General features: G+C 49.8%; 16 protein-coding genes. 6 read left to right on the top strand and 10 right to left on the bottom strand.

Going from position 1 to position 13,826, the window contains the following annotated elements; genetic code table 11:
- Position 1 precedes the first annotated feature (1 nt).
- Positions 2-745, top strand: a complete 744-nt coding sequence (locus tag Q0499_RS17060) for a CsiV family protein (RefSeq protein ID WP_299201770.1) — start codon at positions 2-4, stop codon at positions 743-745.
- Between the two features lie 92 nt (positions 746-837).
- On the opposite strand, the gene Q0499_RS17055 is transcribed toward Q0499_RS17060, so the two are convergent.
- From Q0499_RS17055 to sohB, 6 genes are all read right to left on the bottom strand, one after another.
- Positions 838-1,242 (bottom strand): DUF2750 domain-containing protein, encoded by a 405-nt coding sequence (locus Q0499_RS17055; RefSeq protein WP_299201767.1) that lies wholly within the window; start codon positions 1,240-1,242, stop codon positions 838-840.
- 62 nt (positions 1,243-1,304) lie between these two features.
- On the bottom strand, positions 1,305-2,411 hold the full coding sequence (locus tag Q0499_RS17050; protein ID WP_299201764.1) for a mechanosensitive ion channel family protein: 1,107 nt from the start codon (positions 2,409-2,411) through the stop codon (positions 1,305-1,307).
- 18 nt (positions 2,412-2,429) lie between these two features.
- Positions 2,430-3,434 (bottom strand): beta-N-acetylhexosaminidase, encoded by a 1,005-nt coding sequence (gene nagZ, locus Q0499_RS17045; RefSeq protein ID WP_363317821.1) that lies wholly within the window; start codon positions 3,432-3,434, stop codon positions 2,430-2,432.
- 68 nt (positions 3,435-3,502) lie between these two features.
- On the bottom strand, positions 3,503-3,976 hold the full coding sequence (locus tag Q0499_RS17040; RefSeq protein ID WP_299201758.1) for a L,D-transpeptidase: 474 nt from the start codon (positions 3,974-3,976) through the stop codon (positions 3,503-3,505).
- A gap of 20 nt (positions 3,977-3,996) precedes the next feature.
- A complete protein-coding gene (locus Q0499_RS17035) occupies positions 3,997-4,656 on the bottom strand; it encodes a TetR/AcrR family transcriptional regulator (RefSeq protein WP_299201755.1) in 660 nt (219 codons plus the stop codon).
- 131 nt (positions 4,657-4,787) lie between these two features.
- A complete protein-coding gene (gene sohB, locus Q0499_RS17030; protein ID WP_299201753.1) occupies positions 4,788-5,864 on the bottom strand; it encodes a protease SohB in 1,077 nt (358 codons plus the stop codon).
- 123 nt (positions 5,865-5,987) lie between these two features.
- On the opposite strand from sohB, the gene Q0499_RS17025 reads away from it, so the two are divergent.
- Positions 5,988-6,323: an SCP2 sterol-binding domain-containing protein gene (locus tag Q0499_RS17025; RefSeq protein WP_299201751.1), complete on the top strand. Its 336-nt coding sequence runs from the start codon at positions 5,988-5,990 to the stop codon at positions 6,321-6,323.
- On the opposite strand, the gene nudC is transcribed toward Q0499_RS17025, so the two are convergent.
- On the bottom strand, positions 6,320-7,093 hold the full coding sequence (nudC, locus tag Q0499_RS17020) for an NAD(+) diphosphatase (RefSeq protein ID WP_299201749.1): 774 nt from the start codon (positions 7,091-7,093) through the stop codon (positions 6,320-6,322). The two genes, Q0499_RS17025 and nudC, sit on opposite strands and share 4 nt — an antisense overlap.
- A 270-nt stretch (positions 7,094-7,363) precedes the next feature.
- On the opposite strand from nudC, the gene nhaB reads away from it, so the two are divergent.
- Positions 7,364-8,863, top strand: coding sequence for a sodium/proton antiporter NhaB (gene nhaB, locus Q0499_RS17015; RefSeq protein WP_299201745.1), 1,500 nt, complete (start codon positions 7,364-7,366; stop codon positions 8,861-8,863).
- A 61-nt stretch (positions 8,864-8,924) separates the two neighbouring features.
- Here nhaB and dnaQ read toward each other — a convergent pair whose 3' ends face one another.
- The 3 genes from dnaQ to Q0499_RS17000 are packed head-to-tail and all read right to left on the bottom strand — an operon-like array spanning position 8,925 to position 10,881.
- Positions 8,925-9,650: a DNA polymerase III subunit epsilon gene (gene dnaQ / locus Q0499_RS17010; RefSeq protein WP_299201742.1), complete on the bottom strand. Its 726-nt coding sequence runs from the start codon at positions 9,648-9,650 to the stop codon at positions 8,925-8,927.
- Between the two features lie 15 nt (positions 9,651-9,665).
- Positions 9,666-10,112, bottom strand: a complete 447-nt coding sequence (gene rnhA, locus Q0499_RS17005) for a ribonuclease HI (protein ID WP_299201739.1) — start codon at positions 10,110-10,112, stop codon at positions 9,666-9,668.
- Positions 10,096-10,881, bottom strand: a complete 786-nt coding sequence (locus tag Q0499_RS17000) for a class I SAM-dependent methyltransferase (protein WP_299201736.1) — start codon at positions 10,879-10,881, stop codon at positions 10,096-10,098. Before Q0499_RS17000 ends, rnhA begins: the two co-directional genes overlap by 17 nt.
- A gap of 139 nt (positions 10,882-11,020) precedes the next feature.
- On the opposite strand from Q0499_RS17000, the gene gloB reads away from it, so the two are divergent.
- The 3 genes from gloB to Q0499_RS16985 all read left to right on the top strand — a co-directional run bounded on the left by gloB (position 11,021) and on the right by Q0499_RS16985 (position 13,818).
- The gene (gene gloB, locus Q0499_RS16995) at positions 11,021-11,782 is read left to right on the top strand and encodes a hydroxyacylglutathione hydrolase (protein ID WP_363317819.1); all 762 of its coding nucleotides are present in this window, start codon (positions 11,021-11,023) and stop codon (positions 11,780-11,782) included.
- Positions 11,783-11,910: 128 nt separating this feature from the next.
- Positions 11,911-13,521 (top strand): LysM peptidoglycan-binding domain-containing protein, encoded by a 1,611-nt coding sequence (locus Q0499_RS16990; RefSeq protein WP_299201731.1) that lies wholly within the window; start codon positions 11,911-11,913, stop codon positions 13,519-13,521.
- Between the two features lie 48 nt (positions 13,522-13,569).
- Entirely contained in the window at positions 13,570-13,818 is a 249-nt protein-coding gene (locus Q0499_RS16985) for a hypothetical protein (RefSeq protein ID WP_299201728.1), read from the top strand.
- The last annotated feature ends 8 nt before the right edge of the window (positions 13,819-13,826 follow it).

Below are 13,826 nucleotides of genomic sequence, written 5' to 3'. Positions count from 1 at the left end.
AATGACCAAGCTCATCTCAGGGATCGTAATCGCTCTGACCCTGATTCTGTTTAACAGCACGATAGCTCAGGCTGATACGTCCAACTATAAGGTCGAATTGCTGATCTTCAGCCACATAGCCTCAGACACCCTGACTGATGAAATCTGGCCAGCTATCGACTCGATTCCTCAACGCAGAAGCCGCGCCCTGGAATATAACCAACAGGGCCAGAAAACTGGCTATTTCACGCGCTTACCAAAAGCCTCACTGTCCCTGAGCAATAAGCAGGCAAGCCTGAGACGCAGCTCACTCTATCGTGTACTTTTCCATGAAGCCTGGGTACAGCCAATCGGCGGAACAAAAGACCAGAACGTAGTCAGAATTAACGGCGGCGATATTCTCGACAATGGCTTATACGAACTGGATGGTTATATCTCCATCGAAAAGGGCCGCTACCTGCATTTTCGCAGCGACCTGTTTCACAGCCGCCGGCTTACGCCTGCTGAAAGTCAGATGCTGCTAAAACCTTCACCGGGACCAGCCATCTTATCCGCCCCCCAACTAGCAGAAGCAACCACTACCGATGAGACTCTGACACAATCCGAGAACGACAGCGCTAACGGCAACCGCTATCTGAACCAAACCACCATTCCGGACTTTCTTACAGTAGAGATGGATACCGCCAGACGGATGCGCAGTAGTGAGCTGCACTATATTGATCACCCACTGTTTGGCATGCTGGTCATAATCACCCCGATTAAATAGCTAATCCGCCTCCAGCAGCTTTACATCTGAAAAAGGCATAAAAAAACGGAGCCAGCGCGCTCCGTTTTTTCTTTGAATCAGAACTGAATTGCCTATTTTTTACGCGACCGTTTCACTTCCCGGGTGAGCATCATATCCAGCTCTTCAGGCCAGACCACCAACCCGTCCTCATCATCGCCCTTACCCGGCAGCGGGAATACCACCACCGCAAAGCCATCCTCTTCCAGCCCCGGAGTCCAGCGATGATTCCACTGCTGTAATGTTATAGGCATCGCTTCACAGACAGACCACTCGCCGGTTGCCCACTGCTCAGCAAACTCCAGATTAGGCCATACCGGCACACAATCCTCATCATCGGTATTCAGCATCACACTGCCATGCTCATCGGTCAGGATCCAGATCTCGCCGGTTTCAACAACCCGGCTAATCATATAATCGAAGCGCTGCTCCGCATCATATCCAGCAATCTGGTCCAGTTCACTCTGCTCAACAGCCACACAACCTCCAACGCCCAGTCGGGCAAACAATAAGCACCAGCATGAGGTGCCTCAAATAAGTATTATTGAGCCAGCTCTGCCTGAGACTCGCCGGTTTCAAGATGAATCGTCTGAGTCGGAAAGGCAAAATCGGCCCCATGCTCATGAACAATTCTGATAATCTGTGCCATCACATCCTGCTTCACTTCGTGAAAATGCACCCAGTTAGTGGTTTTAGTAAATGTATAGATAAAAAATTCCAGTGAATAAGGCGCAAAGCTATTCAGGTTAACAATCAGAGTCTGATCACTGGCGATCTCAGGATGGTTTAACAGCATCTCCCTGACATCATCAATCACACCAGCAATCAGCGCGGAATCTTCATAGCGCAGACCAATTTTTTCATAGATGCGTCGATTCGTCATCCGCGAGGGATTTTCCAGCGAGATGCTCGCGAACGTTCCATTGGGCACATAGAGCGGCCGCTTATCAAATGTTCGGATACAGGTCAGTCGCCAGCCAATACTTTCTACAGTGCCCTCGATCTCTTTGTCCGGCGAACGCACCCAGTCACCTACTTTAAACGGCCGGTCAAGATAGATCATCAGACCACCAAAAAAGTTAGCTAACAGATCTTTGGCCGCAAAACCGACCGCGATGCCACCGATACCACCGAAGGCAAGCACCCCGGATATACTGTAGCCAAAAGTCTGTAGCACGACCAAAACTGAGGTAATAATGATCGAAAGCCGCAACAACTTACCCAACGCCCCGACGGTGGTTTCATCCATCGGATTTTTAACTTTCTCATCAGAGACAAGCACCCCTTCCGCCTGATTGATAAAGCGGATAAGGAACCAGGCAATCATCACAATCACCAACCCTCTGCGAAGCGGATCAACCAGACCCACCAACACAGAATCTGCGCCGGGATCGGTCAGCTCGAATGCCAGACTAAGCCCCAGCACCCAGATAAGCAGCGCAATGGGACGGCGCGCAGCATACAGCAGAATGTCATCCCAGACATTGCGGGTCTTTGCCAGCTGAGCTTCTAGCCGGCGAAACACCCGGTTAGAGACAAAATTAGCCAGCATGGTAAGAAACACAACCACAAATACCTGTAAAATCCAGGCGTCTGCGTAGCCGGACAATCCCAGCTCAGCGAAAGTTTGCGAAATCTGCTCCTGCATTGAATCGCTCCGATAGGTCTATTGAGTATTTATTAGCTGACTAGCTGAATCTGATGCTCGCTGCCAGCGCTCAGTGCTGCGAATCTGATCGGGATGGTAACAGCCTGTAGCGCTCATCCGTTGAATACGTGCGGATCCTGGATGCTCTGTCGCTTCCAGGTAGCGCAACACCTGCAGTGCAGCAGGACGATTATTACATACCAGCAGCATGTCGCAACCCGCTTCCAGTGCCTGAGCCGCCCGGGCTTCAAAACTACCGGCAACACTAGCACCCTCCATGGTCAGGTCATCGCTGAAGACAACCCCATCAAAGCCGATCTCCTGGCGCAACCGCTGACCGATCCAATAGGGTGAAAAACCGGCTGGCCGGTCATCCACCTGACGATAGATAACATGGGCGGGCATCACCGCATCCAGCCCCTGCTGCATCAGCGCGATAAACGGCACCAGATCTTGTGCTTCAATCTCGCTCAGACTGCGCTCGTCAACCGGGATCTCCAGATGAGAATCCGCCACCACCCAGCCATGACCAGGAAAATGTTTACCCGTCGATGCCATACCGGCTTCGCGCATCCCTTGTATAAAGGCGCCCGCCAATTCGGCTACCTCTTCAGGTTTCGCCGAGAAAGCCCGGTCACCAATCACCTGACTCACGCCAAAATCAAGATCAAGAACAGGCGCAAAACTGATATCAACACCATAGGCGATCAACTCAGCCGCCATCAGCCAGCCAATATCTGTAGCTACAGCCAGCGCATTATCTCGACTTTCACGGTAAAGCGACCCCAGCACCGCCATCGGCGGCAAACGGGTAAACCCTTCACGAAAGCGCTGCACCCGGCCACCTTCCTGATCAACAGCGATCAGCATCCGGGGAGCGCAAGCCCGAACCTCCTGCACCAGACTGGCAAGCTGTTCAGGTGACCGGTAATTTCGACTAAACAGGATAAGACCACCCACCTGAGGATTCTGCAACAGGGTTTTATCCTCTGCGGTCAGACTCAGACCAGCGATGTCCAGCATCAGTGCTCCAGACATTGGTATTGTACTCTTCTATTGAAATTCTTTTGTGACGCTATTCTATCAACACGCTATTCTATCAACACAAAGGTACCAACACTGATGCGTTCAAACAGATCGACAACATCAACATTGCGCATGCGGATACAACCATGAGACAAAGGCTGCCCCATTGGTTCACTGTCCGGTGTACCATGAATGTAAATATAGCGCTGCATTGTATCAACGCAGGACAGCCGATTGCGACCTATTTCACAGCCAGACAACCAGAGAATGCGGGTTAAAATCCAGTCGCGCTGAGGATAGCGCCCAGCCAGTTCGGCAGAATAGACTTCCCCGGTATCACGCCGACCCATAAATACCGTATTAAGCGGTTTACCGGCACCAATCTTGGCACGAATCAGATGTTTTCCACGGGGAGTACAACCACTGTTTTTTTGCTCGCCAGCACCCTTGAGGGCAGTTGAGACAGGGTAAGTAATAAGACACACAGCATCCCGCCAAAGCTCAAGACTCTGACGGCTTATTGATATGCGGATATGCATAGAAGGGTTTACAGCGTCCGTCATAGACGGGTAAAGGGCGTATGTTCTGCACGCGCCTGCAGACCAGCCACCAGCACGGGAATCATCCGATGCAGTGTCCGTTCAATCTCAGCAGATCGCTCATACTCACGCATCTCAATCGCTACCAGTGTCTGGAAATTTGATAGGGTAAAAATGATTGAACCGAGCAGAAAGTGCAGTCGCCAGAAGAACTCCTCATCATCCATCACGGCACTATCCTTGCGCACCAGATCGATGAAAGCGGTAAAAGAACCACGGTAACGACTGACCATAGCCTCCCGCAGCTCTTCCTGATTCTTCATATAGATTAGTTCCAGCAAGCGCATAAATACCGGTAGTGCAAACTGCTTGGACTTGCCTACCTGAAGCAAGGTGCGCATCAGAATCTCGAGCAACTCTTCAGCAGTAATGGTTTCACCACTACCGACGACCTGCCGTTCACTCAGGGCATCCTGAAGATGCGACACCAATGGGGTCAGATATTTTTCAGCAACCGCCGTAATCAAACCTTTCTTTGAGCCAAAATGATAATTTACTGCCGCAAGATTTACCTTGGCAGCACTGGTAATCTCCCGCATCGTCGTTTCCGCGAAGCCCTGTTCAGCAAACAGAGATTCAGCAGATAACAATATTTTCTTTGCGGTTGCAGACTGTCTCATCGACGCTTCCATTTCGTGTTTATAACTCTAGCCGTTTTAAACAGCGAAACTCGCTTCACATGTTTAAAACTTTTACAATATTATTATAAGCTTCAATGAGACAAATGCAGGCATTTCCCTTACCATTTTGGTTACTTAGCCAATAAATGCGAATTTAAAATGCGCCCTGCCCACTTTGTAAAGAGGGTGTCAGTCGTTTTAATTGACATCTCGGAGATGCGATCCTGAAGAGTCTTTTTATACTCATAACGCACCAGAAAAACATCCGCTTCCTCGCAGGCTTTTGTCAGATATTCATCGCTGGTCGAGATCTCATCGATCAGATTGACCTCCAGCGCCCGCCGACCAAACCAGATCTCTCCGGTAGCTACTTTCTCAAGGTCGATCTGAGGACGATACTCGCCGACAAACTCTTTGAATAAACTATGGGTATCTTCCAGATCTTCAATAAACTTCTGCCGGCCTTTTTCGGTATTCTCACCCATGACAGTCAGGGTGCGCTTATACTCGCCCGCGGTCAGAATTTCATAGTCGATATCGTGTTTTTTCAACAAACGATGAAAGTTTGGCAGCTGAGCGACAACACCAATAGACCCGAGAATGGAGAATGGCGCAGCCACAATTTTATCCGCCAGACAGGCCATCATGTAGCCACCACTGGCCGCCACTTTGTCCACACAGACCGTCAGCGGCACGCCGTGACGTTTAATCCGTTCCAGTTGCGATGATGCAAGGCCGTAACTGTGAACCATACCACCCGGACTCTCCAGACGAACAACCACCTCATCCTTTTCTGTGGCCAGTGTCAGCACTGCGGTAATCTCTTCGCGCATCGGCTCAAGCTCTGAGGCTTTGATATCACCATCAAAGTCGAGCACAAATACACGCTTCCGCTCAGGTTCGGGCTCGGCTTCAACTTTGCCTTTTTTCAGCGCTTTCTTACGTGCTTTGGCGTCCAGCTTATCCTGTTTCTCTTCAGCTTTAAGCTGATGTTTATAGACCTCCGGGTCCAGCACCGCCTCTTTCAGAGCATGCTCCATATCCTCCAGCGTTTCATTCATACTGTGAATATTAAGGTAGCCCTCCCTACTATCTTTCTTATTCCGTGATGCGACCGCCGCCATTGCCACAACAACAAGAAGAATGGCACCGACCACTGTCAGCGCTTTCGCCAGGAACAATCCGTAACTTGCCAGAAAATCGACCACCAAACACTCCAGATCCGTAAGCCCTTTTGGGCAATTCAATATATTGATTTATGGTCGGGTAATGTACCATACAACCTACTAACTCAATAACATTGAATGAAGAATTGGAGAGCTGAATCAAACATGTCTGATACAATCACTGTGACCCGGGTTATCGAAAAGCTTTCCAGCCGTTTTTTACCGGAAAACACCAGCAACATATCAGCCACTTTTCAGTTTTTACTGAACGATGCGGATGATTTTTACTTCACCATTGAGAACCAGCAACTGACCGTTGCGGTCGGTGAACACGCCGACCCGGATATCACCCTGATCACCGCCAGCGACACCTTCATCAAAGTGGTGACCGGCGAAAAAGATGGCATGAGCGCTTACCTGACCGGTAAGCTCAGGGCCGAAGGAAACGTGATGCTGGCTACCCAGCTGGGCAAGTTTTTCAGTAAAGATAAGCGGAATTAATCCTCCGCTATCCATTTTTGTTTAAATGCATCGATCAGATGACGGGATATGGTAAAGGGAGGCGGAATCGGCGCATCATCCAGTTCGCTGTAATGAAACCAGCGGGCATCGACAATTTCACCCGGCTCCGGCACGATCTCTCCGGAAACATAATCCGCAAAAAAACCCAGCATAAATGAGTGAGGAAAAGGCCAGGACTGACTGCAGAAATAGCGAATATTGTTAACTTCTACACCCACCTCCTCCCTTACCTCCCGTGAAAGCGCATCTTCAGCACTCTCTCCTGCTTCAATAAACCCGGCCAGCGTACTGTAGCGGGTTTCAGTAAAGCGTATCCCATGAGCCAGCAGACAATACTCCCCCCGAGTCACCAGGGTGATAATACAGGGAGATAGTCGCGGATACTGCGTCAGTCCACAGCCATTACACTGCTTAGCCAGATCCTGGTGATGGTGGACCAGCGCGTCACCACAACGGGGACAAAAACAGTGGTCCCGACTCCAGGTCGTAACCTGTGCGGCCCTCGACAGCAACGCAAAGCTGGACTCATCAGAGCGGGACAACAACTGCCGCAGATGCAAACCCGACAGGGTATGATCCAGTAGATCTTCAGGCATAATAATCAGCCGAATCCGCTGCTCAGGCAGCAAGGTCAGGTCATACTCTTCCAGTGCGAGACTATGATCACAACAGGCTTTAGCAAATAACCAGCGCCCCTGAGGGTCAGACCAAATTCGATGACCGGATGAATAAATGTATTCAGTTTTCATATTATTTATTGAACCCAAAATAGAACCTAAAGTAGAAACCAAACAAAAACAGACCACAAAACAGTGATTTCAGGCATATATGTCACCCGAAAACTAAGGTACTCTTAGCGAGTTAAGCAGGCTTTTGCTTTAGCATAACTCCTGCTAACCTACGCCCGAATTATAACGACTTTAACTACTGAAGTTACTCTGGAAAGACTGTTATCACTACATCTATCATGATGCACAGAAACTTTCCATAGGCCCGAATTGGCACAGGACCCCGTATCGATGACCACAACGCAGGCGCTTATTAAGAACTTCCTTGGCAACTCACCCATCTGGTATAAGCAGGCCATTGTATTCTTTTTGATTCTAAACCCTATTCTCCTATTTACAGCAGGTCCCGTTGTAACTGGCTGGATACTGATATTTGAGTTTATCTTCACCCTTGCGCTGGCACTCAAATGTTATCCGCTGCAGCCCGGCGGCTTGCTGGCCCTTGAAGCGATCATTATCGGACTGGCCAGCCCTGAAACGGTTTACCATGAAGTGGCTTCGAATCTGGAAGTTATTCTGCTACTGATGTTTATGGTAGCAGGCATCTACTTCATGAAGAACATGCTCCTCTGGGTGTTTACCAAACTACTGCTTAAAATCCACTCCAAAGTCCTTCTTTCACTGACCTTTTCACTGTTTGCTGCACTGCTGTCGGCATTCCTCGATGCCCTGACGGTCACGGCTGTATTGATTAGCGTCGGGGTTGGATTCTATGCGGTCTATCACAAAGTAGCTTCGGGTAAGCAGTCTCAACTGGGATCTCATGATCATGGCGATGATGAAAACGTTCATTTAGATCATCATGAAGCGCTGGCACAGTTTCGCGCATTTCTGCGTAGTTTACTGATGCACGGTGCTGTAGGTACAGCGCTGGGGGGCGTTTGCACCCTGGTCGGGGAACCTCAGAATCTTTTGATTGCCCAGAAAGCTGGCTGGGATTTTGTCGAATTTTTCATCCTTATGGCGCCAGTCACCATGCCGGTTCTGTTTGCTGGTCTGGCAACCTGCATGTTACTGGAAAAGCTAAAATGGTTTGGTTACGGTGCTGACATCCCCCCGTCAGTTAGAACCATTCTGGAAGATTTCTCCGCTGAGCAAGACAGAAAACTGACTAAATCAGACAAGCTGGCTTTATTTGTACAGATTCTGGTAGCTCTGTTTCTGGTGCTCGCCCTGGCATTCCACCTGGCAGCCGTAGGTCTGATTGGCTTAACCGTGATCATTCTTCTAACCGCCTTTAACGGCATTGTAGAAGAGCATCAGATTGGCAAAGCGTTTGAAGAGGCGCTGCCATTTACCGCACTGCTGGTGGTATTTTTCTCCATCGTATCGGTTATTCACGAGCAACACCTGTTCCAGCCGATCATCGCTTCAGTTCTGGCGATGGACACTCATGTTCAGCCCGGGATCTTCTTTATCGCTAACGGCTTGCTATCAGCGATCTCAGATAACGTGTTTGTTGCCACCGTCTACATTAACGAAGTGTTGGCGGCTCTGCACGAAGGATCTATTACCCGTGAACATTTTGACCTGCTGGCGATTGCAATCAATACCGGTACCAACATTCCCAGCGTGGCAACACCGAATGGACAGGCGGCATTTCTATTTCTGCTAACATCAGCTCTGGCGCCATTGATTCGTCTGTCGTACGGAACAATGGTGTGGATGGCGTTACCCTACACTGTGGTAATGAGTATCACAGGCTATCTTTCGGTAACCTTCCTCCTGTAAGAAAACTAACAGATAAAAAAAGCAGGCGTTTTCAGCGCCTGCTTTTTTTATGCGAAACGTCTTAGTCCGTTTCCGGGTTGGAGCTTTGCCCGCTTATCTGACTCCAGATACTGCCACCCTTCGCATCCAGGTGCGCAATATAGCCATTATGAGCCTGCAACTCAGCCTCCTCCGCCTGCACAACGTTTAAATTCAGAGCTGAAGTATCCATCCGGCGAACCTGATCAACACCATCATGGCCATCCTCTTCACCCGCCAGCATCAGATTTTTCTGACCACCGGTGAGCATCAGATAAACATCGGCAAGAATCTCCGAGTCCAGTAATGCGCCGTGCAGTTCACGATGACTGTTGTCTATACCATAACGACGACACAGTGCATCGAGGTTGTTTTTCTGCCCGGGATGCTTCTTACGGGCAATCGCCAGGGTGTCGGTCACCTGGCAAAAGTCATGCACCCGTTCCTGATGATTATTCAGTCTCATCTCGTTGTCGATAAAGCCAACGTCAAACGCGGCATTATGTATAACCAGGTCCGCCCCGCGGATAAAGTGTAAAAATTCATCCTGAATATCTGCAAAGCGGGGCTTGTCATCAAGAAACTCGTTGGTGATGCCGTGAACCTGAATCGCCTCCTCTTCAATCTCACGATCCGGTTTGAGGTAGCGATGATAGGTGCGACCCGTCAGTCGACGGTTCATCATCTCAACACAACCAATCTCAATAATCCGGTGTCCCTCTTTCGGGTCGATACCGGTAGTTTCGGTATCCAGTACAATCTGTCTCATAATTTATCTGTTCACTTACGCCAGTTGCAGGGCCTGTTCAACGCCCCGGTTAGCCAGCTGATCCGCCAGTTCATTCCCGGGATGACCGCTGTGACCCTTTACCCATTTCCACTCAATCTGATGCCGTGCCGTTTGTGTTTCAAGCCGTTGCCACAGATCAGCATTTTTCACTGGCTTTTTCGCTGATGTTTTCCAACCATTACGCTTCCAGCCTGCCAGCCATTCGGTAATCCCTTTCCGGACATACTGTGAATCCGTCGTCAGCACTATCTCACAGGACTCTTTGAGTACGGTCAGCGCTTCAATCGCTGCCATTAACTCCATCCGGTTGTTGGTGGTATTCATCTCGCCGCCAAACAATTCTTTAGAGTGATCACCATATTGCAATACCGCTCCCCATCCCCCTGGCCCCGGATTTCCCTTGCAGGCGCCATCGGTATAGATATTAATTTTTTTCTTCACTAACACTTCCTCGGGCACCACGGGTTGAGGGCTCAACCAGTGGTATATTAATCAACTTTCGTTTTTTCCAAACAGGTTCAATCGGGGTCATACCACCCACATCTTTGCGGGCAACCTGCAACATAAAAGCGCCGCAATGAGATGAGCAACGTCGGGTCATGGCATCAATCAGCCGTCCCCGCTGCCGCCAACTCTCTTTTTCAAACGGCATGCGGTAGTAGTCTGACAGCTCTTTTACCACGGTCAGCTCAAGCAGAGCTAACCAGTCATGCATCCGCTGCGGCCCGATGAAATGCCCTTGCCAGGGCACCGTTTCTTTATCAAATTTAAGCTTCCGGTACAGCCCCCACCAACTGATCGGATTAAAACCAATATTCAGCAGGTAACCACCGGGGCGTAAAACCCGGGCTGACTCTCTGAGTACCTGATGAGGACTTTGGGCAAAATCAAGACCATGATGAAGCAGTACCACGTCGACGCTGTTATGCTCAAAGGGTAGTTCTTCATTACGGGCAATCACTGCACTATCCGATAAGCCAAGTTCAAAAATGGGGTTTACCGGAATCTGGTGACGTACAGGGCTTTCCCGGGCAAGGTCAAGCCGGTTATCAAAACTTATCTGCAGTAGGTGGTAACCAAACATGGTCGGCAACAAACGATCCAGCAGCTCCCGCTCCGAGGCTAGCAACTGTTGGCCTAATTCCGTTTCAAACCAACTGCGCAGTTCTGGTATCCACTCGCCAAGCGATGGCTGTCGTTTAAAACCCATACATTATTAGCCCTTAACGCTCCGGTTTGAATAGGTTAATCTTGTAGCCGAAGAGATGCACACCCGCACCTCATCTGGTCATTATGTACTACTATATCTGACAAATCCGATACAGCCGAGGCCTAAAATGTTTAATGTCATGCCAATTCCCGCTTTTAATGATAACTATATTTGGGCTCTGACTGTACCCGGCGGTAACGAAGTTGCGGTTATAGACCCCGGTGACGCCAATGTTGTAAACCGTTACCTGAAGGAAAACAACCTGCAACTAACAACCATTCTTATCACCCACCATCACCAGGATCACACCGGTGGTGTCATGCAACTGTGTCAGCAACACCCAGTTAAAGTATACGGTCCGGACAACTCACCTTTCGAGGGGATCACCGATAAACTCACCGATGGCGATAAAGTTGAACTACTGGGGCTGACCCTGAACATAAAAGAGGTTCCAGGACATACGCTGGATCACATCAGCTATTACCTCGCGGGCCCCGACCCGCAGCTTTTTTGTGGTGACACACTTTTCCTGGCGGGCTGCGGCAGACTGTTTGAGGGCAGTGCTGAGCAGATGCATCGAGCGATGGAATATTTCAGAAGACTACCCGATACAACTCAGATCTACTGCACCCATGAGTACTCACTGGCCAACCTTACTTTTGCTGCAGCGGTTGAACCGACTAATACTCACATCACTGAGGCGATAGAACACTGCACCCGCCTGCGCGAATCAGGTCAACCGACGCTACCGACAGATATCGCAACAGAAAAACAGATCAACCCTTTCCTGCGTTATAGTGAAGCACCGGTTCGACAATCCGCAGAGCTATTTGCCGGTGGCCCACTGACGTCAGAGGTAGCGATATTCGCTATGATCCGGGAATGGAAGAACCAGTTTTAATAGCGCAGCAGACCTGCTGCTAGCAGGGTTAATATTGATGTAGCTCAGACTGGGGGCATTAACGGTTGACCCTCCGTAAACTGCCCCATAAAATGCATCCTTTTATATTTAACAGGGCGCATTAGCCGATGCAGCTGGTCAGAAAAATTATTGTACTCACCGCTGCCGGGCTTGTTCTTGCCGGCTGTCAGACGAATCAGCTTATCAGCCAGCAGTCGGCAACTGATTCCGGCACACCCTCTCAGTTGCAAAAAGAGCCGCCTGAGCGGTTACAGAAGCCGCTGGTTATTCAGCCCACCGCCGATGAAAAGCAGGCAGATCATCCTGAATTTATTGACGATCTTTGGCAACTGACACGCCAACATATGCAGCTGAACCTGGATAATAATAAACCCCGTTTACAAGCCCAGTTCGACTGGTATAAAAAACATCCTGAATATATGCAGCGGGTGGCCACACGGGCCAGCCGATACTACTACTTCATTCTCGGCGAAGTTCTCAAGCGTGATATGCCCGCCGAGGTTGCTCTGCTGCCCATCGTGGAAAGTGCCTACGATCCTTTTGCCTATTCTCACGGACGCGCCGCAGGCCCCTGGCAGTTTATTCCCGGTACAGCCAAACATTTCGGCCTGAAGAACAGTTGGTGGTACGACGGGCGACGCGATATTGTTGCATCCACTGATGCTGCACTGAACTACCTGCAGCAACTTCATGACCGGTTTGATAGCTGGGAACTGGCGCTCGCAGCATATAACTGTGGTGGCGGCACCGTTTCTAAAGCGATCCGTCGTAATGAAAAAAAAGGACTTGATACCGATTTCTGGTCGCTGGATCTACCCAAAGAAACCCGAGCCTATGTGCCCAAACTATTGGCGGTATCACGGCTCATCCGCGACGCTGAACAACATGATCTGATCCTTCCTCCACTGGCAAATGAGCCAGTGTTTGAAGAGGTACAACTGGGTAGCCAGATTGACCTGGCTCAGGCAGCTGAACTCAGCTCGATCACCACTCAGGAACTCTATCAGCTAAACCCTGGCTTTAACCGCTGGGCGACTGACCCCGACGGCCCCCATCGACTGCTGGTTCCGGCAGAGTCCGCAGAGCAGTTCCGCAGTCGTCTGGCAGCACTGCCCTCTGGGCAGCGGGTTAACTGGGCACGACACAAAATCAACAAGGGGGAAACTATCAGCACCATCGCCCGTCACTATAAAACAACGTCAGACGTCATTCGCAAAGCTAACCAGTTAAGCAGCAATAATATCCGTGCCGGTAAATACCTGCTGATTCCCAGCGCTAAGCATGACTCCAGTGAATACTCCCTAAGCCAGTCTCAGCGCTTCAATCGTAAACAAAACCAGCTAGCTCAGAGCGACCGGAATAAATCCAGCTATGAGGTTAAAGCCGGTGACAGTTTCTGGAAGATCGCTAACGCAAACAATGTCAGTGTTCGTGAGCTGGCCTCATGGAACCAGATGGCCCCCGGGGACCCTTTACGGGTTGGTCAAACCCTGACTATGTGGAAAGCAGACACGAATCAGGGCCTCAGTCGCAGTGATGAGCAAATGATCCGCAGGGTCGGTTACTCTGTTCGCAGTGGCGACTCGCTGTATACTATCGCCGACCGTTTTCGTGTAACCATCAGTGACATCAAGCGCTGGAATAAACTGGAAAAAAGCAAATATCTTCAGCCTGGACAGCGCCTCACGCTCTATGTTGATTTAACCAAAGCCCATTAGTAAGTACGCTGGATAAATAAGCACAGCCCTCAGCCACTGGAGTCAAACATGGACGCAATCAGCATTGGTATCATTATCTTCGCAACGGCGACAGCGCTTCTGTTTAAATTTATCCTCTATCACAAGATATGTAACTGGATGGATAAAGACCTGATCTCGGGCCTAGCCGATGGCGACAATGAGAAGCGTAACTATCTCACCGCACAGCTTAACAAAATGAAAACCGACAAGGTCAAACGTAAACTGCAGCATCAGCGCCTGACTGAACTGGCCACTGAATTTGAACAAAACCACTGATCCGTACT

The sequence above is a fragment of the uncultured Amphritea sp. genome (assembly GCF_937127095.1).
In the GTDB taxonomy this organism is placed as follows: domain Bacteria; phylum Pseudomonadota; class Gammaproteobacteria; order Pseudomonadales; family Balneatricaceae; genus Amphritea.
The sequence above is the reverse complement of the archived record's forward strand: the minus strand, read 5'-3'. Positions and strand labels throughout refer to the sequence as shown.